The organism is Nostoc sphaeroides (assembly GCF_003443655.1).
Lineage (GTDB): Bacteria > Cyanobacteriota > Cyanobacteriia > Cyanobacteriales > Nostocaceae > Nostoc > Nostoc sphaeroides.
This window is the reverse complement of the sequence record NZ_CP031941.1, coordinates 461316-484145: the sequence shown is the minus strand read 5'-3', so window position 1 is coordinate 484145 and position 22830 is coordinate 461316. Positions and strand designations below refer to the sequence as shown.

Genomic DNA, 22830 nt, shown 5'->3' with positions numbered 1-22830 from the left:
ATTAGCCCGATATTGCAAAGGCTGGACGATGATGTATCCAAGGGTTAGCTGCTTCTAATTGTGCTGCTAGGCTGATCAGTGTAGCTTCAGCAGCAGGTTTACCAATTAGCTGCACACTCATGGGTAAACCATTATTATCGAAGCCTACAGGAATTGCGATCGCAGGTTGTCCAGTTGCATTCGCAGGCGGACAAGGGGCAACCCACTCAATAATATTTTGGAATGTCTCTTCTGGACTCAGCGCGGCCCATTCACCAACGCGGATAGGTGAATGTAAATAAACTGGCAATACCAGCACATCCACAGTATCAAAAAACGCCACAATTTGCCGTGCCACTATCTGCATTTGGGAAACTGCTTGCAGGTATTCTCCAACGGAACCTGTACGTGCAAATAGCCAGCGATTCAATGGCTGCAAAGCTTCAGCAGGAAGCCCCGATGCAGCTACCCCAGCTTGCCAGACGATTTGAAATGGTTCAACTAAACCACTAAAATCTGGAGATTTCTGTTCAACTTGGTGGCCGAGTTGTTCTAATAACTTGACTGTTTGGCGGACACCTTGCTGACAATTAGCGTCAGCTTCTCCCAAAGGAGAAATGCTAGTGTCAAAGGCGATTCGCAAAGCACCAAGTTTTGTCCCAGTGGCGGCGAGAAATGATGGTTCGGGATCTGGCAACCAGTAAGGATCGCCTGTTGTATAGCCAGATATGGTATCCAAAAGGGCAGCAGCATCAGCCACAGTCCGGGCAATGGGGCCGTTGACGGCGATTCCAGCGAGGCGTTCACCTACGGGTGCTTTACTCACCCTGCCCCTAGATGGCTTAATTCCCACCAAACCACAACAAGCCGCAGGCCCCCGAATTGAGCCACCGCCATCTGAACCTTGAGCGATCGCACACAATCCCCCTGCTACCGCCGCCGCCGCCCCACCACTGGAACCACCAGGGGTGTATTCTAAATTCCACGGATTTCTAGCTGGGGGAAAACCCATAGGTTCACTGTAAGGAAACGAACCTAATTCTGAAGTAGCTGTTTTACCGAGAATAGTAAATCCAGCTTGCTTAATCCGCGTCACAACCCCATCATCATAATTAGGGATATTGTTCAGTAATGCCGGATTTCCATAAGTACAGGTAACATCCGCTACGGCATTAAGGTCTTTAATGGAAATCGGCACACCAAAAAATGGCGGTAGTTCTGAGGTAGTTGTCAATAATTCTGTTTTGGCTTTGGCATCTGCCTTCGCTAATTCTGCCGTCACTGTAAAATAGCTTCCTAATTGGGGATTCAACCGCCCAATCCGTTCTAAATATATTTCCACTAACTCTAGCGGTGATACTTCCCGGCGACGAATTAATTGCGCCAACTCTAGCGCTGGGGTAAATGCTAAATCAACTTCATTCATAGGTTAGTGAATGGGTAATTTTGGCTTTTTCTAAGATTTTTAAACCTAAATTGTTACTTTAGCAGGATTTGCGGGAACTATACGTTTTATAGCTGCTGAGATTTGCCACTCAAGGAAGGGGCAGGGGGAGATGAGGGGTACTTATGGCTAACCTAGAAATACTTGTTAGTGAATTGCCAACACTGATTCAGAGCCTAAAACTGACTATTGGCGATTCTAATCAAATCATGGAGCAAATTATCCTGATCAATAATGCTCAGGAACAACTACGGAATATTAAGAAATTAATTGCTCAGGAATTGAAATTTGATCGCGTCAAAAATTCTGCGATCGCTACACTTCCTCGCATAGGTACTGTAGCTAGTTTGTTTATACCTAGTGTCGGATTAGTAGATCCTGCGATCGCAGAAAAATTTGGCCACTCAAAAACTAAAATTTCATTAACTGAACTACAATCAAAAATTGATGGCTGGATTGAATGGGGTTATTTTTTGCAGGCAATAGCTACTGATATTCTCAGTGATGTTCCCTTTGTAAATCAACTAAATTCTGATATTAATTATCTAAGCATCCGCACCAAATTTCAGATTATTGCTGAAAACTTACAAAATAACTTAATTTTTGAAGATATTAATATTTTAGAGCATCAACTTCAAAGACTCAGCAATTATCAAAATGAATTATTAGAACTACAACAAAAGTTAAATTATGTTTTTAATACTATTAAAAATAGCCGTAATTTATTAAATATTTTATTAGGTGTGTCTGCCTTTTGCGGGAAATCTGGTTTCGCCTTAGAGTGGTTAGATGATGACCACGAATTAATTATATCGAGTAATGGTAAATTTCAAGAATTGACGGATATTCTCAATGATTGTGATTATTTCCAAGAACAAATTGCTGCTTTAATTATTCAGGGTGATACTTTAAGAGAACAGGCAGAACAAGCCCTAAAAAAGATTGAACAAGAAAGTAATAAAAAACCAATTATTAGCCAGCATATAGAAATAGTAGCATTTTCGACACAAAAAATAGTCCGTTCGGTGTTCGTAGCCTCAAGTATATTAATCTTAGGTTTTGGTAGTTGGAAAATTAGAGAGCATCTAAGTTTAACTCAAGAAGGAAGTGCAGCGATCGCAGAGGTTGGCGTAGCGATCGCTAAGTTTAAATCTGCTCAAAAACTTGGTATGGAGGCTGCTTCTTTAGTTCAAAAACCACCGCATCCTCTAAAAGTTTGGCAACAAGCAGAAAACAAATGGTATCAGGCGATAATCTTGTTAGATAGTATTCCTAATCAAACATCAGTTTCTGATCGAGCAAAGAAGAAATTGGCTTACTATCAAATAAACTATAAATCCATCAGTCAAAGAGTCTTAGTTGAAAAGCAAGCCTTAGCAAACTTAGAATTAGCCCAAAAACTAGCAACAGAAGCTAATTTATTTGTAAAAAATTCCCCTCATTCGCTACTAATTCGGCAGCAAGCAAAAGAGAAATGGAAACAAGCAATCAATTTATTAGAAGCGATTCCAGAGAGTACGTCTGTCTCTATACAAGCTAAAGAAACACTTCCTATTTATAAAACTAACTATGCAGCTATCAGATGAATATATAGCACAATACAGTTCAGTTAAGGATTTTTGGTACTGATTTTAAACCTGTAGAGACGCGAAATTTCGCGTCTTTACCAAGATTTTTGGGCTTAACTGAACGGTATTGAAATAAGATCCCCGACTTCTTTGAGAAGTCGGGGATCTGAGTCTCTCGATTTTCGTTTATCGCTTTCAGTTCGTAGTAAGGACTTTAGTCCTTGTTTTCTAAGCACGCTTTGTGCTTACTACAAACTTAATAATTACAGCTTAGTACGGTCAGTCAAAATCTCATAACCAGTCTCTGTTACCAAAACTGTATGCTCAAACTGAGCCGACAAAGAATTATCCACAGTGACTGCTGTCCAACGGTCAGATAATGTTCTGGTGTGTCTAGAACCCGCATTTAAAATTGGCTCAATTGCCAGCGTCATTCCCGCCCGGAGTTTAACATTTGGCATCTCGCGGGTGCGGTAGTTAAATACTGAAGGTTCTTCATGCAAGTTACGACCGACACCGTGTCCAGTGAATTCTTCGACTATACTAAAGCCGTTAACTTTCACATGGTCTTCAATTGCTCCAGCTAAGTCAAGTAAATATGCACCTGCTTTAACTTGCTCAATGCCCTTATATAAAGCTTCTTCTGCTATGCGAATTAATTTAGCAGCTTCTTGGGTAACATCACCGACAGCAATTGAAATGCAAGAATCACCATGAAAGCCTTGATAATAAGCCCCCGTATCTACCTTTAATACATCCCCCACGCGAATCACTTTCTTAGGACTAGGAATACCATGCACTGCTTCATTATTAATACTGGAGCAAATAGAACCTGGAAAACCGTGATATCCTTTAAAACTCGGTGTTGCACCCATTTCGCGGATGCGTTTTTCTGCATAAGCATCCAAATCAGCCGTGGTCATTCCTGGCTTTACTAACTCAGAAATTTCTTTTAGGACAGTTGCCACAATTGTCGCTGATTGCCGCATGATTTCAATTTCACGCGGCGATTTAATTTCAATTCCTCGGCGCTGTTTTTTCGATGTTGCAGGCTGAGTTGCTTGAGGAAGTAGGTTACTGAAAATGTTCATGGGGAATTAATAATTACTGGTGGCTCTGACACTGAGTATTAATGCTTTCTCTAAATTATTTGAGAAATAATATCTATAATTTAAATTATTTTAATCCCTGATAGGGATTCTTCCAATTTAGCCGCTAACGTATATATAATAACACATTCGCCTACTCCTGATATATTGCGCTTCAATCAAAATCGCCATAACTTATTATTCGCTGCATCTATGGGACTGAGATAAATTATCTTTAATTGAAACATTAGATAGTTGCCAAATACTGAGCCGAATAATTTTTAATTCTTGATGGCAATTTCTCCAGTCATACCTGCTTCGGTATGCCCTGGTATTGGACAACGTAAGCTAAAAGTGCCAGATTTCAGGGGCACAAATACCCATTCTGCCTCAGCACCCGGCTTGAGTTCGAGTTCGTGAATGGCTCCTTTGATTTCTACAATGCCTGCTTGGACTTTTTGTGTCCAGATGCCATCGGCAAAATCTTTAGCAGTAAAATAGTGCTTCAGTTGGCTGGGATTGGTAAGCCGTAGTTGATAGCGTTTGCCAGCCTCGAATTCCAAATGATTTGGCTCAAATTTGAGTTCGTTGGCTGAATTACCCAAGCTAACTGTAATTTCTGTGACTGGTTGCTTGAGTAAATCGCCAGACAAATTTGCCGCCATTGCTGGAGTAGCAACGATGAAATTTAGGCTGAGGAACAACGTTAATATCACGTAGTTTCCTCGTAATATTTGCAGCCAAGTAGTAATGGGGAAAGTAAGAGATGCAATTACAATTTTGTAAAAATGGTTGTAAATTTTCATCACTAGTTCTCAAAAGGCAATGCTATTAATAGGTAGCGGGAAAAACCACTTACCTATTCTTTATATTATCCATGCCTAATGTCCATCTCTACTACTGTGTCAAGTTTAAATTGATGGATAAGGGACTTCCAAAAAATAAATTACTCAAATCAACGAACCACAGAGACACAGAGAACACAGAGGAATGAGGAGAAGAGAGTTTTTTGGGTATTTTTTTATTTGGAAGTCCCTAAGCAAGTTCGTAGTAAGGACTTTAGTCCTTGTTTTTTAAGCACGCTTTGTGCTTACTACAAACCCTCAATAGCTTGAGCAAAGTACTACCTAATGCTTTTCTCTGCTAACACGGATGGCCCAGCAGTAACGACTACGATTTGATCTGGGTGGAGTAACTCACGAGCCGCTTGATTAACTTGGGTAAGGCTGACTTTCTGGATTTTGTCAGTGAAGCAGTGCAATTCTCCTTTATCTAGTCCATAAACCTCATTCATCAGAATTCTATCTGTTAATTCCTCTGGGTTTGCCAGCAAAACGTTGTAGTTGCTCATCAGGGTGCGTTTAGCTGTTTCTACTTCCAGTGCGGTAACGCCTTGTTGATGGATTTGCTGTAGTATTTGGCGGGTACTAGCGATCGCTTTACTGCTATCTTCAGGACTAGTTTGCATTTCTATCAAAAATGTGCCTGCATTTTTCCCGGCTTGGAAGGAGCTATAAATTCCATAGCTCAAACCTTGGCGATCGCGCACTTCTGCACCCAGTTTACTAGATAAGGTATCGCCTCCCAAAATCTGGTTCAATACTAAGGCTGCGTGAAACCGAGGATCATAACGGTTAATAGCTGTATAACCCATATATGTCACAGCTTGGGCTTTACCTGGTAAAACTGGGTTGACACTAACTATTTTCTGCGGCATTGATACCGGAGGATATTTTAATGTCGGTGCTTGGCCGCTAACTTCCCAGTTACCAAACTCATTTTGAATCAGCGATCGCACAATGTCTAGATCAAAATCTCCCACCAGCGCCAACACTGTCGTATCTGGACGATAATGTTTAGCTTTAAAATCAATCACATCCCGGCGCTGAATCTGCTGTAAACTTTCCTCTGTGGGAAAAGTATGTAAGGGATGTTTTTTCGGGTAAATTGACTGAACAAATACTCTTCTGGCTACTTCTGATGGCTCATCTAATTCGTGTTGCAAATCAATTAAAGTTTGTTGGCGATGCAATTCCAACTCTTTGGCTGGAAAGGTACTATTTTTAACAACATCTGCCAATATCTCAAGGAGTATCGGCAAATCAAGAGCTAAACTATCACCCTCAATATGCACACCTTCGCGGTAGGTTTGAAAGTCGAGACTCGCCCCTCGTTCTGCCAAGAGTTTGGCAATAGTTAAATCATCCTTGCTATTAGTACCATTTAGCAAATTATCTGCGACAAAAGCAGCTAGTCCAGCTTTATTCTCAGGATCAAATTCCGTCCCCGCTTGAATGTGTCCGCTCAAGGTAACGGTGGGAGTACTATGATCCGGTAACAGTAATAACCGCAGTCCGTTGGTAAATTTGAACTCCTGTGGTAACACTTGGGCAATTGCATCTGTAGCCAAATCCACAGGTGGTAAGTACTTCACCACCTCAGAAGGAAGCACAGGTACGCCAGGAGAAAAATTCTCTGTAGTTTGGGCTGAGTCTGGTTTATCACCAACTTCTGTTATCTGCTTCTGGGTTGGTTCAAAAAAGCCTACTGTTCTGGCTCCTTTTGTGAGGTATTTGTTAATCACAGCGACAATATCCGTCGGCTTCACCAGACGAACAGCAGCCAAATAACGATCTGTGTAGCGATAATCACCAACAGTTGTCTCATCAGTGCCCAAGCGCATTGCTTGAGAGGTGATATCACGGTTACTCAAAATTACATCTGCTGTTAATTGGGTTTTGGCTCGTTCTACTTCTTCAGAGGTTACGCCTTTTTCTGCTACATTAGCGATCGCGCTACTCAACACTGAGTCAATTTTTTTCAAATCTTGTTTAGAACCAGCCGTCACCAACACCTCATACCAGCCAGATTCTCGCAAACTGGTAACGGAGGCTGTAACTTCACTAGCTAAACCTGATTCCACCAATGCCTGATAAAGTCTAGAATTCCGTCCCTCAGTCAAGATGTAATCCATCACATCCAGCGCAGGCACATCCGGTTGATTTGCATCCGGTAGCGGATAAACAACTTGTAACAAACGTCCTGCTCCCGGTTCTTGCAATACTATCGGCGATGAGGGGGATGAGGTAAAAGTATTTTCACTCCTAACTCCTAACTCCCGTTCGGCTACGCTCACGGCAAGCTCACTCCTCACTTTTTTTGGTAGTTTGCCAAATGTCTCTTTAACTATTTCCAGGGTATTGGCAGTTTGAAAATCTCCAACAATTACTAAGACGGCATTATCGGGACTGTAAAAATTGCGGTAATATTTTTCTACCTGCTCAACTTCAAATTTCTCGACATCAGCTTTCGTGCCACCGACAGGCAACCCATAAGCATGATTGGGAAATACCGCCTTCATCACGGCGCGGTTGAGGCGATATTCAGGGCTATTTTCGTAACCCTGCAACTCGGAAATTACTACCCGCTTCTCATTCGCCAGTTGTTCTGGTTCAATCTGGGAATTTTGCATCCTGTCTGCTTCCAGCACTAAGAGCGCTTTTAGCTTGTTTCGTTCTACAGTACCGTAATATGCAGTTTGATCGTAGCTGGTAAAAGCATTGGAATCACTACCTAAAGCACTAAACAAACGCCCAAATTGAATTGGACGGTTTAGAGTACCTTTAAACATCATGTGTTCCAGCTGGTGGGCAATGCCATTCACGCCCGGTTCTTCGTTGCGTGAGCCAACCTTATACCACACCTGCACCGTCACTACTGGCGCAGTATGCACTTCCTTTGTCAGGATAGTTAGACCATTCTCCAGCACTGTTTTACGAACATTTTCTGTCAGTGTTGAGGGCATTATTCTTTTTGCTAGCAAGGTTGATTGATATTTTTCTTTGTTAAATATGCCTGGATGTTGGCTATGAGCAGGTTTATTGCTTAACAAAAAAACTGCTACTAGCCATAAGCTTAAAAATAATAATGGCAAGGGATACTTATAAAATCTGGAAAATCCATACATGTATTTAGCAGATATATCTGTAAATTAAGTTACATGATGTCCACCAAATCACCCATAATAAACAGTTTGTAGTCGGGACTGAAGTCCCCAAAGCCAGGACTAAAGTCCTTACTACGAACATTTTTTATTCAGCTTGATTCACCGGACATGATATTACATAGTTATTTTAGGAAGTGACGATAGTTTAATCTGTCCAAAAAATCTGTTACCTCAGTAACAATACAGAAAAACAATATATTAGCAATAAAGGTGATAAAAAAGCTAAATTATGGGAGTTTTGCTAAAACCCGAATGAATTCCAGAGGTAAGCCATCAGTATCGGCGATGAAAGCCACTTCGTAAATGCGATCGCCTATTTGCTGTTGTGTCGGTTCTAAAAGTACTTTCAACGGTTGTAATTCTTCAGGTTTACTCTCAGCCGCTAATAATACACGTTCTTGTAAATTTGTCAACCAGCTAGGTAAATCTGGTGTAATTTCAGTTAAATCGAACGAGAGATGGTAATACCCCACATAATGCTCATCAGCAAAGGCATCTGGGGCTGGTTTTGGTTCGGGAATTTGGATTAGTTCAATTCTCCCACCCAATCCTTCCATCCAGCAAGCTAGGGTGTAGCCAGTAGTAAAGCGTTCTGAGATTGTAAACCCTAAATGTTCGTAGAAGGCGATCGCTCGATGAATATTCGCAGTCCGAATAGAAGCGTGGTGCATAACAAAAGTAAAGTTAGGAGTTAAGAGTTATGAGTTAGGAGTTTATGAATTGAATTTAACTCTTAATACCAATTCTTTGTGAAATTGCACAAAATTAAGCTTAGTGAGACAAGGTGCTTGAGCAAATTGTTAGGGAGCAATCTCAGATGAAATCGGTATAACTCCAAACTCCAAACTCCAAACTCCTAACTCCTAACTCCTAACTCCAAACTCCAAACTCCAAACTCCAAACTCCTAACTCCAAACTCCTAACTCCAAACTCCTAACTCCTAACTTTACTCAAACAACCTGAAATAAGGGTAGCGTACAGGGACACCAGGCTCTTTTTCCAAGTCAAAATTAATTACTTCCCAACAGGGATCATCTGAGGTATCGGGGCTAAACTCCACGGGTAAGCCGTATAAACGCGCAGCAGTAGCTTCTGGTTGTTCAGAACGCCAAGGTGTGCTGCGTTCTAAGTAGCCGCTCATCAATTCCTGATAGCGTCGAGCAATAATTACTCTTGTTGCTCGAAAACCTTGGGTATACAGCTTATCTAATGCTTCGTGAATCTCAAACCGAATACCATCGGGATGAGTATGCTGTCTATACCATTCATTATTCCACCTCCGCCAATGACGCCCCGATTGCAAATGGACTAACTCTCCATTTTTAGGATTAGCTTCAAACGCGCCATGACGCGGACACAAATAGGTATCTGTTAATGTCAGCGCCGGAATAGTCTGGCGACAATGGGGACACTGTATTTCCGGCCCAAACATTGGGTACTGCAAGCCTGGATTCATCATGAAGTGCGTACAAACATAATTTTGTCTTCACCAGCGCTAGTGTATTTTATTATACACTTTAGCTCCATCACTTTGGGTTACTTGGTCACTGCTGCACAGACACGGAGTTGCGGCAGGAACATTATTCACTAGTGTTTTCCTCAGTGTAGAGGCTTGACGCTGTGATATCCTAGTTGTGCAACCAGCCTCAAAGGTTGGAGTTTCTCCAGTGTTCCTGGGTACCATATTCATATTCTATCGTGTCTACCGCTTCTTACTGGACATCTCCTGATTTTTCTCAAGCTGCCTTCATCGCAGCCAATGCTGTTGTTATGGGTTCGGTAAATATAGCAGCAGGGGTGAGCATTTGGTATGGAGCAGTGGTTAGGGGAGATGTAGAACGAATTGAAATTGGCGAATGCACAAATATTCAGGATGGTGCAATTTTACATGGCGATCCTGGTTTTCCCACAATTTTAGAAGATCATGTGACCGTAGGACATCGCGCTGTGATACATTCCGCTTACATTGAGCGTGGAAGTTTGATTGGCATAGGCGCAGTGATTTTAGACGGGGTAAGAGTGGGCGCTGGTAGCATTATCGGTGCTGGTGCTGTGGTAACCAAGGATGTACCCCCCTTGTCCCTAGTTCTGGGCATTCCTGGCAAAGTATTACGCCAAGTAACAGAAATTCAAGCCGCAGAACTCATTGAACACGCTAAACGTTACCAAAAATTAGCTTTAGTTCATGCTGGGAAGGGTACTGATATTGGGTTTAAGAAGTCTTAGGGAGTGGGGAGTGGGGAGTGGGGAGTGGGGAGTGGGGAGTGGGGAGTGGGGAGTGGGGGATGAGGGAGCAGGGGAGGCAGGGGAAGAAGAACTATTGAGTCTTCAGCGATGCCCAATGCCCAATACCCCATAATTTAATCATTCTTTACATATCTACTTGGAAAAGTTGCCCACTTCAGCTAAAAATAAAAATGAGAGCAGTTGACAAAACTTTAATTTCTACTTAAGAGAGGGGTTCTAGATATGGATATCGATTACCGGATAGCGATCGTTTTAGCACCAGTTGCGATCGCCGCTAGCTGGGCAGTGTTTAATATTGGCGCTGCGGCTTTAAGACAAATTCAAGGCTTTTTGGATAGAGAAGCCTAAATTCATTCATTAATCGGGGATTGGGCATGGGGCACTTGTACTGAGCGAAGCCGAAGTATTGGGCATTGCTTATTTCTCCCTTATCTCCCTCATCCCCCCACTCCCCATTCCCCATTCACCACTCCCCATTCCTTGAATATCGATTCTGTAATACAACCTCTGCAACGCTTTGGTGTCCATCTAGGACTCGATCGCATCCTCAACCTTTTAGCAAATCTTGGTAATCCTCATCAGCAAGTCCCGGTAATTCATGTTGCTGGCACTAATGGTAAAGGTTCTGTCTGTGCCTATCTTTCCTCGGTACTCACTGAGGCTGGTTATCGTACAGGACGTTATATTTCCCCCCATTTAGTTGATTGGACAGAACGTATTTGTTTGAATGAACAGCCAATTTCTTCTGAGGAATTGAGTCAATTATTAGAAAAAGTCCAAGCGGTTATTCGCCCTGAAGACGAATCGGCAACTCAGTTTGAAGTAATTACGGCGGCTGCTTGGTTATATTTTGCCCAGCAGCAAGTCGATGTGGCTGTGATAGAAGTCGGGCTAGGAGGGCGCTTAGACGCTACGAATGTCTGCTTGGAACCTTTGGTTACGGTTATAACTTCCATTAGCCGGGAACACTGGCAGCAACTTGGCCCTACTATTGCTGATATTGCTAGAGAAAAAGCAGGTATTCTTAAACGTGGATGCCCCGTTGTGGTTGGAGCATTGCCACCAGAGGCAGAGAAAGTTGTGCGATCGCGTGCTTTAGAATTACAATGCCCGATTTTTACGCCTCAACCCGCCCGTCAAATCGCTACAGGATGGGCAGAATATGAAACAATTCAAAATTCAAACTTAATTAAATACCCTTTGCCATTAGCCGGACAAATTCAATTAGCAAATTCAGCTTTGGCAATAGCAGCTTTAGAAATTCTCCAACAACAGGGTTGGCAGATTTCTGAAAAAGCCATAACTAACGGTATGGCAAAAACTAAATGGCCGGGGCGGATGCAATGGGTTACTTGGAACAAGCATAAATTATTACTTGATGGCGCTCATAATACCGCCGCCGCCCAAGTTCTGCGCCAGTATGTCGATAGCTTAGATGCAGTTAACCCCAAGCCAGTCAACTGGGTTATGGGAATGTTTTCCGATAAAGATCATGCTGATATTTTTAGCGCCCTACTGCGCCCAGGCGATCGCCTTTTTTTAGTACCAATCCCAATAGAATCTTGGCCAGGTAGGACTTCTGCTGATTTAGACTACTTAGCAAACTTAGCTTACAGCCTCTGTCCACAATTAAGCGATCGCCAAATCCATCCAGATTTATTCACAGCACTAGAAACCGCAACCTCAACCACAGACGATTTAATCGTTTTATGCGGTTCCCTTTATTTAGTAGGCGATTTTTTAGCAACAGCTATATCTATAAGTTCACTACAATGATTGTTGCAATTGCTTAAGCCTTTCTTATACATGGAAGAGTATTTGTTGCAAAGGTTAAAGTCTTTGCAGCAAATGATTATACCTTTCCTACAAATACTTAAGCCTTTCTTATACATGGAAGAGTATTTGTTGCAAAGGTTAAAGTCTTTGCAGCAAATGATTATACCTTTCTTGGAAATACTTAAGCCTTTCTTATACATGGAATAACATTTGCTGCAAAGGTTAAAGTATTTGCTGCAAATGTTCAAAGTTGAGATACTAACGCCATTTATTTTTGAAGATGCGCCTACAGGATTTAGGCGCATCTTCAAGCTGTAGCGGCAATTTATGTAGACGCAAACGCGGAGCATCTCGTAGAGAAGCGGCTTAAGACAGGTGTTGGTGTATTATCACTCACACAAGTAATTTAACGTGAATTCGACAGACCTCTTCCTCCCAACCTCCCTCTCCGAAGCGGAAAGGGAGAAGCAACGCAAAAATTTGGTTCTTAAGCCTCTCTCCGTTTCGGGGAGAGGAATGGAAGCGGAGTTCTTCAGAATCTATTGAACTCACGTTAATTTAAGTTTCATCAAAAAAGTAAAGGTTCAAAATCTCGCTCCTTGTGGGCGAAAAAATACTTGTATCTCAAGGTAGGTAAAAACCCCACCCCTAGTGTCGGGCTTAGTTTAATTGCGAATTGCGAATTGCGAATTGCGAATTGCGAATTAAATTTATGGGGTTTAGATAAGTGCCTCCTGCCTTGTGATCAGAATTACACTTAGCCTATTGACAATATTTAGACATTCATCAGAATATTTAAGTGGTTTAACGGTTATCAAAGTAATTTTTGCTTACAAAGTCAAATCCGTTGACTAGCTGACACCAAAAGACCGCTATCAATACAACTGGTAGTTGTAAGCCTTGTAATTCGTGATTAAACTTCCTAATTACGAATTACGTAGCTTCCTTGTTGCCTGCATACGAGTATTACGAATTACGAATTACAAAGGGGACGCTGCACAAAAGCAGGTTTCAAAACGGGAATTTTTTGTGAGTCCGCGCAGGCAAAAAGACTTTGTGTAGCCGCCAATTCCATTTACCAAGGCTCTCGACTTCCTAAATTATTACCAATACATGAGAAAATCATGGTTAATTCATCATTGAATCTCTCTGACCTTAACGGCACCAATGGCTTCGCTATAAACGGCATCGCGGGGGGTGACCGGTCAGGCGTCTCTGTCAGCAGTGCCGGAGATGTCAACTCAGATGGCATCGCTGACCTGATTATCGGCGCATTTTTAGCCGAACCCAACGGCTTACTTTCAGGGCAGAGCTACGTGGTATTTGGCAAGAGCACAGGCTTTAGCGCCCAACTCAACCTTTCAAGCCTCAATGGCGCTAACGGCTTCGCTATCAACGGCATAAATAAAGGTGACATCTCAGGCATTTCTGTCAGCAGTGCGGGAGACATCAACTCAGACGGCATCGCTGACCTGATTATCGGCGCACCCTTTGCCGACCCCAACGGCTCCAATTCAGGGCAGAGCTACGTGGTATTTGGCAAAAGCACAGGCTTTAGCGCCCAACTCAACCTTTCAAGCCTCAACGGCGCTAACGGCTTCGCCATCAACGGCATCAAGGATGGTAGCTACTCAGGCTATTCTGTCAGCAGTGCGGGAGACATCAACTCAGACGGCATCGCTGACCTGATTATCGGCGCACCCTATGCCGGCTTAAACGGCGAATATTCAGGGCAGAGGCAGAGCTACGTGGTATTTGGCAAAAGCACAGGCTTTAGCGCCCAACTCAACCTTTCAAGCCTCAACGGCGCTAACGGCTTCGCCATTAACGGCATCAAGGATGGTAGCTACTCAGGCTATTCTGTCAGCAGTGCGGGAGACATCAACTCAGACGGCATCGCTGACCTGATTATCGGCGCACGGAATGCGAGCTACGTGGTATTTGGCAAAAGCACAGGCTTTAGCGCCCAACTCAACCTTTCAAGCCTCAACGGCGCTAACGGCTTCGCCATCAACGGCATCAATGCGGGTGACATCTCACGCTATTCTGTCAGCAGTGCCGGAGATGTCAACTCAGACGGCATCGCTGACCTAATTATCGGCGCACTCTTTGCCTCCCCCAACGGCCACTTATCAGGGCAGAGCTACGTGGTATTTGGCAAAAGCACAGGCTTTAGCGCCCAACTCAACCTTTCAAGCCTCAACGGCGCTAACGGCTTCGCCATCAACGGCAATAAAGGTGACGAATCAGGCTCGTCTGTCAGCAGTGCGGGAGACATCAACTCAGACGGCATCGCTGACCTGATTATCGGCGCACGGAATGCGAGCTACGTGGTATTTGGCACAAGCACAGGCTTTAGCGCCCAACTCAACCTTTCAAGCCTCAACGGCGCTAACGGCTTCGCCATCAACGGCATCAATGCGGGTGACATCTCACGCTATTCTGTCAGCAGTGCGGGAGACATCAACTCAGACGGCATCGCTGACCTGATTATCGGGGCACCTGATGCCGACCCCAACGGCGACTCTTCAGGGCAGAGCTACGTGGTATTTGGGGGGAAGAATATCGGCAGGGGCAGCACTATTAACCTGACGGCAACTGCTGGTACAGATACTCTTGTCGGCACAATTGGCAACAACATCATCGACGGCAATGCTGGTAGTGATACCCTAACAGGCAACGGCGGTCAAGATCAGTTTGTGTTTCGCTCTGGGGATGGCAATGACATCATCACCGATTTTGGTGGCATAGGTAAAGGCTCAAACCCATCATCAGCTGTGATTGCCAAAGTTGATACGCTGCAATTTATCGGTTCGGGATTCACTGCCCAAAATCTGCAACTAACTCAAAATGGTAACAACTTAGAAGTCACCTTTGAAAATGTGGCATCCACCAAAGTAACTCTGCAAAACTTCCTCTTAGAAAACCTGGATAACCTGCCAGCAAATTTTCCAAGACGTGCACTCGGCAATATCCTGTTTGATGGGCAAAACAGCATCGCCGACAGCTTTGATGTAATTAATGCCAATTCCACTCAAACTACGCTATTCAACAAAAACACTGTCACCTTCCTCAATGACTTAAACAATAACATCGCAGGTTTTGACAACTCAGATGATGTGATTAATGGTCAAGGGGGTAACGACATTATCAATGGCAACAGTGGTAATGACCTGTTGCGGGGCGGGTCAGGCGATGATATTCTCATCGGTGGAGGAGGTAATGATACTCTTGTCGGTGGTACGGGTGCTGACAAATTCCTTTACAACACCGATGCTGCTTTTGCCCTGAGTGGTGTTGGTGTAGATGCGATCGCTGACTTTAAGAGTTCCCAAGGCGATCAAATTATCCTGGATAAAACTACTTTTAGTGCGATCGCTTCAACTGCGGGAGCAAGTTTTAGTAACAACAGTGATTTTGAAATCACTTCTTCAGCAGGGACTAGCACGGCAAAAATTGTCTACGATCCTGTGAGTGGGCAGTTGTTCTACAACCAAAATGGCAGCGCGGCTGGTTTTGGTAGCGGTGGTCTATTTGCGACTCTAACTGGTGCGCCAACTCTTACGGCATTAAATTTTGTGGTGCAAGCGTAGTTCGTCCAAGACACCCTTTTTCAAACTTTTAGCCCCCCTTTTTAAGGGGGGTTGGGGGGATCGAGTCTTATCCGAACCGTATTGTACTAACTCCTAGTACTGTTCCACTCTTGCGCCGCATCCTCTACAGCTTTATCCACAGTTTTCTGCCCTAACATTGCTGCTTGCAAGTTTTCGTAAACTGCCTTTTGCAGTTTTTTGGAATCCTTCAAAGTAGGAGTTAATATTTCTGCCTGTTGCAGTTGTTTAGCAGTGATAACTCGCGCTTTTTCTATTGTTGAAGCATTAGCTGGAACATTTGTAAAGTAACTATCAGATAATGCTTTGATTGTAGAAGGTAGGACATTTGCAGCTTTAGCAAAAGCTAACTGATTTTCGTCATTGGTGACAAATAAAGCAAACTTAACAGAGGCGTCTGGTTGTTTACTATCACGGGGAATAACCATATTCATCACCGCGACATTTTTCTTACCTGTGTCACCAGTGAGTTGAGGTGCTATTGCTGTAGCTTGAGCAATTTTTGGGGCATTATTAGCGATCGTTTTCAGAAACTCTGGCCCAGAAGCTAGAAACGCAGTCTCTCCAGATTGGTATAAATCAATCGCGTGGCGATGTCCTTGCGTCAAAGCTTCTTTAGGAAGCAAGCCTTTTTTATACAAGTCTACCCAATACTGAAACGCTGCCTTACCTAGTGCTGAATTAAACGCTGCTTTCCCGTCAGCATCTATTAAAGTAACCCCCATTTGCACGAAAGATTCCAGCACTTCACCAGAATCTTGCGGTACAAAAGTCACAAAAAAAGCATATTTGCCAGTTTTATCTTTAATTTGTTGCGCTGCTTGTGCCAATTCTGCGTAGGTTGCAGGCGGTTTATTGATACCTGCCTGTTTTAATAAATCGGTGTTATAAATGGTTAGCCGTGTGGTGAGATACCAGGGAATCCCAAAACTCTTGCCATTAAGCGTACAAGATTGCCAGATATTCGGTAGATAGGAGGAACGTACATCGTTTGGGACTTTCGCATCTAAATCTAACCAGGCATTTCGTCCCGCAAGTTGGGAAGCAAAACCCGGATTTAGGTTAACTACATCAGGTGGCGTTTTTGCTGAGACAGCTGTTAATATTTTGTTCTCCATCGCTGCCCAAGGTACATCGACCCAGTTAATCTTTATACCTGAATTTTGCGATTCAAAATTTGCAATTAGGCTTTTGAAGTAGTCGGTAAATTGAGGTTGGAGTTGCATCGTCCAAAACTCAATAGTTGCCGCTCCTGAAGTAGCCTGTTTTGTACCTGTACCAACATTACTTGTGCTGCAACTTACAATCCAACTGGTTAATAAGCCAAGTAGTGTCAAAGCAACAAGTTGTTTAAATTTTCGCAATTGAATCATTTTCCCAGTATTTTTACGCTTGCTCAGTGTGAAAAGCTTAGATCAGAATTGTCGAGATTATAGGCTAAATAAATTACCCGTAATAGAGGCGACTAGGGACTAGGGACTAGGGACTAGGGACTAGGGACTAGGGACTGGGGACTGGGGACTGGGGACTAGAGAAAAGTTTTCTTAATGCCCAATGCCCAATGCCCAATGCCCAATGCCCAATGCCCAATGCCCAATGCCCAATGCCCAATTCAATTTAGCAGTCCATCGGGCACAACTGTGGTAAAAAGCTTCAAAAGTCTGTTTAGCAAATCAAAAAAAGGGGTCGGCATTGAACTTGCTCCCGAACGGGTGAATGTAGTTCAGCTACGCAAGCAGGGTCAAGGCTTGAAGCTAGAAACCTTTACATCGGTAGCAGTTCCAGAAGGCGTAGTTACCGATGGTCAAATCACCGACCCCGCAGCAATGGCGCAATTAATCCAACAGGCGCTAACTGAGAGCAAAATCAAAACTTCTCGCGTTGCCACTGGTGTACCAGGGCGAGATTCCATCGTTCGGATTATACCAGTGCCAGCAGAGTTAGATGATAAAGAACTGCGAGAAATGGTTCTCAACCATGAAGCAGGTTTATATTTACCCTATCCTCGTGAAGAGGCTGATGTAGATTATCAGAAACTTGGGTACAAGATGGATGAGGATGGCATAGAAAAGGTAGAGGTGCTTTTGGTTGCCACTCGTAAGGAAATTACTGATACCTATATAAGTACCTTCGAGCAGGCAGGATTACAAATCGATATTTTAGAAATTAACAGTTTTGCTCTGATTCGGACTATTCGTGAGCAATTGCGACAATTTGGGCCGCAAGAAGCAGCAGTGCTAGTTGATATAGAGTTCGACAGTACAGAAATCGCCATCATCGTTAACGGAGTGCCGCAATTTTCGCGCACAGTCCCAATCGGGACTTATCAAATGCAAATGGCCTTAGCAAGGGCAATGAGCTTACCCACATCACGAGATATGGAACTGTTACACGGAATGGTCATTCCCCCAACTTCTCTAGACGGCGGGAAAACTGGGGTTACTGAAATCAATCCTGGTATGGCAGCCATATTGAGAGTATTGGGAGAACTAACGGATGAACTGCGCCGTTCCATCGATTTTTACCTAAATCAAACTGAAAATATGGAGGTAGCGCAGATTATATTAGCTGGGCCAGGAGGTGGACTCCAACAGCTAGATGAATTCTTTACCCAACGATTGAGTTTGCCAACTACCCAAATAGATCCAATCGGCGCTTTGTCGTTGGAAGTTGACGCTGAGAAATATCCACAGGTGGAACGCTCTGGCTTGGCGATCGTACTTGGTCTAGGAATGCGGGAGGTGTAACAAAATGTACAGCCTAGATGTTAACTTTCTTAAAGATCGCCCAGAATACCAGAAAAAGCCTGAGAGAAAGGGAAGAATATCCTTAAAGTTTCCTACGGGGGATTTGACACTATTGTATGTGGGAGTTGCAGTAGGTGTAGGTCTTCCAGCTTTATTGGGACTTGGTTGGTGGTTGTTGCAAGGAAAGATTGTTGAATTAAATGGTCAAATTTCACAACTAGACCAAGAAAGCAAGAAGTTAGATACAGAAATCGGAAATATTAATAAAATCAGAGACGAGACGAAGGCGATTAAAGGGGAAACCCAAGCTTTAGTCACTGTATTTGACCAAATTCGACCTTGGTCAGCAATGCTGCAAGATTTGCGCGATCGCATTCCAGCAGCAGTGCAAATTAAGACCATCAGGCAAACCCCACCCATTCCGGCAGAGGAAGGGAAGCCAGTAAGCAATCCCGCCGGGGGATTAGAAATTACCGGATTGGCTCGTTCTTTTAACGATGTCAATGATTTTTTATTGAGTCTACAACAGTCTCAATTCTTGAAGTCCACAGAAAGCAGAATTGTAACGGCAACGTTAGTAGATGCTCCTGCAATTCCAGGTGTGAGTCAACCTGCTAGTGGTGTAACAATTAAGCCGCCACAAGTAGTTGAATACACTATCCAATCGAGTATGAACGATGTTCCAGCTTCGGAATTAATTCGAGAGTTGGAAAAAAAAGGCACAGTGGGGTTAGTGACTCGAATTCGTACTATGCAACAAACAGGAGTCATTTTAAAATGACGCTGAGTGATGATTTAAATTTTGGCGAACAAGGTGGGGAATTCGATCAGGCAACGCCAGCATCCCCCGTGCTATTTGGTATTGCCTTCACACCAAAAATTATTGGCATCATAGTGGGGGTAATTGGTTTAGCAGGAGCAGGTTATATATTGTTAAACCTGCTGATGCCAGCTTTGGAAAGCTATCAGCAACAGCAAGCCAAAAGCTCTGAATTGCAAGGGCAAGTTGAGCAAAAAAAAGCCAGTATCAAAGAAATTGGCAAAGTTAAAGACGAGCTAGCACAGGCAAAACAGCAAAAAGTTCAGGTTTTAGGTTTATTCGCTAACGAAAAAAGCTTAGATACATTGCTATTGGATGTGAACCGCTTAGTTGAGTCTGGCAATACTCCAACTTCTGTTAATACAGTGAGAGCCAAACTGAAAAAATTTGTGCCAGTTTCCCAAAAACCAGAACCGGTTACCGATGGAACTCTAGGGCTAAAGGTTGACGGTAAGCTGCAACGCAGCAATATCAATGCCGAAATTACAGGAACTTATGAGCAAACACAATCGATAATTCGTAACATTGAGCGTTTACAGCCTTTGTTAATAGTTAAAGATTATCAAGCAACTTTGGCTCCAGTAGAGTCAATATCCCCATTGGATAAAACACCCATGCAGGTAGGGCCAGCAGCGATTAATACATCATTCCAGTTACAGGTATTGATGCCACTTAGTCCAGAAGAAATAGCCGCAGCAGCCGCAGCCGCAGCTAAAACTGCTCCGAAAAAGTAGTTAGGAATTGCGAGTTAGGAGTTAGGAGTTAGGAGTTAGGAATTGCGAGTTAAGAGTTAGGAATTGCGAGTTAAGAGTTAGGAATTGCGAGTTAAGAGTTAGGAGTTAGAAGTTAGGAATTGCGAGTTAAGAGTTAAGAATTACAAATTATCATTCCTAACTATTCACTCCTAACTCCTAACTATTCACTCCTAACTCCTAACTATTCACTCCTAACTCCTAACTATTCACTCCTAACTCCTAACTATTCACAATTGTTTGTAAACAAGGTTTTATAAAGTGAGGAATGAACTGTGAAACAGCTTCACGGTAATAGTTTTATATTAGGTACTACCGCTTTTGTATTTTTGGCAGCTCAACCAGTTTGGGCACAAATTAGTCAAATTACTGATGTCCAGTTAAATCCAGTTAATGGTGGAATTAGCGTTGCTTTGAAAACTTCTTCTGGGTCGCGCCCCCAAGTTTTCACTACAAAAAGAGGCAAGGCTTTAGTCGCAGATATTATCAATGCTCAATTACGATTACCACAAGGTAATAGCTTTCGTCAAGATAGTCCAGCACCAGGAATTGCATCTGTTGAGGTTAATCAGCTTGATGCCAATAGCATTCGGGTGACGGTAACGGGCAGCAATAATACACCTAACAGTCAACCTGTGGTGCGATCGCAAAATGGAATTACACTCAGCTTTAGCCCATCGGCTGGCACTATAGCATCAACACCAACACAAACAGCGCAAACTTTCACAGCACCGCCTGCTACGCCTCCAGCCCAACCTGGTCAAAATTCAGGTGTTCTCGTTCCTAACCCGCAAATCACCATTGACGGACAACCTGCACAAGCTGCTGGGCCAGGTCAACCTGTGAGTCAGGCTCCACCTTTCTTACCTAGAGCGATCGCCCCACCGGTGGGAGATATTGCTATTTCTAATACTGATGCTTCTCCTACTACCATTGACTTAGGAACTCAAGAACGTGTACCCCGTTTAGTGTTGCGAGATGCGCCGGTGCGTGAGGTTTTGTCATTACTTGCGCGTGCTGCTGGTATGAACCTGGCTTATGCAGGAGGTGGAGAAGACGGTAAGGGGCCTAGTGTAACTTTATCTGAGGGTGCTGGTGCTACTGAAAAGCAAACTTATGACAAAGTATCCCTAGATATAGAAAATGAGCCAGTGCAAGATGTATTTAACTACGTTTTGCGCCTGAGTGGTTTAGAAGCTAACCGCAGTGGGCGGACGATTTTTGTAGCACCTAAACTGCCTAATTCAACTCGTGATGTAGTGATACGGAACCTGAGAATTAACCAAGCCAAAGTAAAAGAAATATTAAGGGTTTTAGTTAACCTGGGAGCAGAGAGCGCCGTTAATGCTGAACCAAAGATAACTAGGGTCACTACAGAAGTCGTCGGTACAGAAGATGGAAAGAAAACAAATACAGCTGAAGACTCGGATCTAACGGCTCAACGCATTAAGTTTACTGACTCAATTCCCTTACTTAGAGGTTTACAAGTATTAGGAGACGAGCGAACTAGTACTATTACTTTGATTGGTCTTCCTAAATTAGTTGACATTGCGATCGCTCAAATCATTCCCCTTGATATCCGCCGTCGTCAAGTGGCAGTCAATGTCAAGATTATTGATGTTAACCTCAATAACACTCAGGACTACAACACCAGCTTTTCCTTTGGGGTTGGTAACAATTACTTTACAAATGATGGCGGTGCAGCATCTCTGAATTTTGGCGGTTCCAGACCAGCTACTAGCGCTGAAGTAGCAACCAGTGTGACTCAGACGCCTACTATCAGGAATCCCATTACAGGAGTACCTTTACTTAACCAAAATGGTACGTTCACCGTGCCAAATGGAGGTTCTGGTTTGAGAGTTATCCGAGATGGTCAACTTGTACAGGATATTCCAGGTAATTCGACCTTCCTTCAACCTATTTCTCCAGCAAATAGCGAGCCAACTACCCCTGGTCTTACAACTTTTACTCCAGGAACACCAGACACGGTAACGATTACTACTGACCCTATAACTGGAAGACAAACTAGTACGTATGCACCAGGTAGTCGTGCAACATCTACATTTAGTTTGCCGTCTTTGTACCAATTTCCCAAACGGCTTCTCACTAGCTTGCAAGCTCAGGTTATAAATGGTAACGCCAAGATTTTGACTGACCCAACTTTAATTGTGCAAGAAGGCCAAACTGCGGATGTCAAACTAACTCAGCAAGTTGTAGGAGACGTAAAAAGAATTATAACTGACACACCTGGTGGCTCTAGAGAAGAGGTAAACACACAAAAAGAGGTTGTAGGGTTAATTCTCGCCGTCTCAATAGACAGGATTGACGACAACGGTTTTGTTTCTTTACAAGTTGCTCCCCAAGTCAAATCTCCAGCAGGTACAGCAGATACAGGTAATGGGGAAATCGTTTTAATTTCTGAACGCTCCCTAACTTCTGGCACAATTCGCCTGCGAGATGGTCAAACACTTATTCTCTCAGGCATCATTCAAGATCAAGACCGATCAAGTGTCTCCAAGATTCCTATTTTGGGTGATCTTCCCCTTATTGGTGCCCTGTTTAGAAGGACAAACCGCTCGAATGAGCGCAGAGAGGTTATTGTATTACTTACACCTCAAATCATGGACGACTCTGAAAACTCCTCTTACGGCTATAATTACACTCCCAGCCCAGAAGTGCGGCAAATCCTTGAGCGTCGAGGGTTGAAGCTTCCTGGCAGGTAATAAAGATAATGAGCATGTAAGTTACATCTGTCAAAGGCTCAGATCCCCGACTTCTTAAAGAAGTCGGGG

General features: G+C 43.4%; 16 protein-coding genes. 9 read left to right on the top strand and 7 right to left on the bottom strand.

Annotated elements, in window-relative coordinates; genetic code table 11:
* Position 1: 1 nt before the first annotated feature.
* The gene (locus D1367_RS02275; protein WP_118162373.1) at positions 2-1405 is read right to left on the bottom strand and encodes an amidase; all 1404 of its coding nucleotides are present in this window, start codon (positions 1403-1405) and stop codon (positions 2-4) included.
* 143 nt (positions 1406-1548) lie between these two features.
* On the opposite strand from D1367_RS02275, the gene D1367_RS02270 reads away from it, so the two are divergent.
* Complete coding sequence (locus tag D1367_RS02270; RefSeq protein WP_118162370.1) at positions 1549-3009, top strand: hypothetical protein; 1461 nt, start codon at positions 1549-1551, stop codon at positions 3007-3009.
* Positions 3010-3254: 245 nt separating this feature from the next.
* Here D1367_RS02270 and map read toward each other — a convergent pair whose 3' ends face one another.
* From map to D1367_RS02245, 5 genes are all read right to left on the bottom strand, one after another.
* Entirely contained in the window at positions 3255-4082 is an 828-nt protein-coding gene (gene map, locus D1367_RS02265; RefSeq protein WP_118162366.1) for a type I methionyl aminopeptidase, read from the bottom strand.
* Between the two features lie 278 nt (positions 4083-4360).
* Positions 4361-4885, bottom strand: coding sequence for a plastocyanin/azurin family copper-binding protein (locus D1367_RS02260; RefSeq protein ID WP_118162364.1), 525 nt, complete (start codon positions 4883-4885; stop codon positions 4361-4363).
* A gap of 317 nt (positions 4886-5202) precedes the next feature.
* Positions 5203-8046 (bottom strand): M16 family metallopeptidase, encoded by a 2844-nt coding sequence (locus D1367_RS02255; protein ID WP_118162361.1) that lies wholly within the window; start codon positions 8044-8046, stop codon positions 5203-5205.
* Positions 8047-8312: 266 nt separating this feature from the next.
* Positions 8313-8756, bottom strand: coding sequence for a VOC family protein (locus D1367_RS02250; RefSeq protein WP_118162359.1), 444 nt, complete (start codon positions 8754-8756; stop codon positions 8313-8315).
* 275 nt (positions 8757-9031) lie between these two features.
* Positions 9032-9541 (bottom strand): TIGR02652 family protein, encoded by a 510-nt coding sequence (locus D1367_RS02245; protein WP_458646420.1) that lies wholly within the window; start codon positions 9539-9541, stop codon positions 9032-9034.
* 242 nt (positions 9542-9783) lie between these two features.
* On the opposite strand from D1367_RS02245, the gene D1367_RS02235 reads away from it, so the two are divergent.
* From D1367_RS02235 to D1367_RS02220, 4 genes are all read left to right on the top strand, one after another.
* On the top strand, positions 9784-10311 hold the full coding sequence (locus D1367_RS02235) for a gamma carbonic anhydrase family protein (protein ID WP_118162355.1): 528 nt from the start codon (positions 9784-9786) through the stop codon (positions 10309-10311).
* A gap of 243 nt (positions 10312-10554) precedes the next feature.
* Positions 10555-10680: a photosystem II protein Y gene (locus D1367_RS02230; RefSeq protein WP_069072075.1), complete on the top strand. Its 126-nt coding sequence runs from the start codon at positions 10555-10557 to the stop codon at positions 10678-10680.
* 132 nt (positions 10681-10812) lie between these two features.
* On the top strand, positions 10813-12108 hold the full coding sequence (locus D1367_RS02225) for a bifunctional folylpolyglutamate synthase/dihydrofolate synthase (RefSeq protein WP_118162353.1): 1296 nt from the start codon (positions 10813-10815) through the stop codon (positions 12106-12108).
* Between the two features lie 1124 nt (positions 12109-13232).
* Complete coding sequence (locus tag D1367_RS02220; protein WP_118162350.1) at positions 13233-15701, top strand: beta strand repeat-containing protein; 2469 nt, start codon at positions 13233-13235, stop codon at positions 15699-15701.
* Between the two features lie 86 nt (positions 15702-15787).
* On the opposite strand, the gene D1367_RS02215 is transcribed toward D1367_RS02220, so the two are convergent.
* Entirely contained in the window at positions 15788-17092 is a 1305-nt protein-coding gene (locus D1367_RS02215) for an ABC transporter substrate-binding protein (RefSeq protein ID WP_118162348.1), read from the bottom strand.
* A gap of 267 nt (positions 17093-17359) precedes the next feature.
* Between D1367_RS02215 and pilM the strand changes: the two genes are divergently transcribed.
* The 4 genes from pilM (at position 17360) to D1367_RS02195 (ending at position 22761) form a co-directional block, all read left to right on the top strand.
* Positions 17360-18466 carry a type IV pilus assembly protein PilM gene (pilM, locus tag D1367_RS02210; protein ID WP_118171041.1) on the top strand — a complete coding sequence of 369 codons (1107 nt, stop codon included), beginning with the start codon at positions 17360-17362 and terminating at the stop codon, positions 18464-18466.
* 4 nt (positions 18467-18470) lie between these two features.
* Complete coding sequence (locus D1367_RS02205; protein ID WP_118162345.1) at positions 18471-19247, top strand: PilN domain-containing protein; 777 nt, start codon at positions 18471-18473, stop codon at positions 19245-19247.
* Entirely contained in the window at positions 19244-20020 is a 777-nt protein-coding gene (locus tag D1367_RS02200; RefSeq protein ID WP_118162342.1) for a pilus assembly protein PilO, read from the top strand. Before D1367_RS02205 ends, D1367_RS02200 begins: the two co-directional genes overlap by 4 nt.
* A 293-nt stretch (positions 20021-20313) precedes the next feature.
* Positions 20314-22761, top strand: coding sequence for a type IV pilus secretin family protein (locus D1367_RS02195; protein WP_118162339.1), 2448 nt, complete (start codon positions 20314-20316; stop codon positions 22759-22761).
* Positions 22762-22830: the final 69 nt, after the last annotated feature.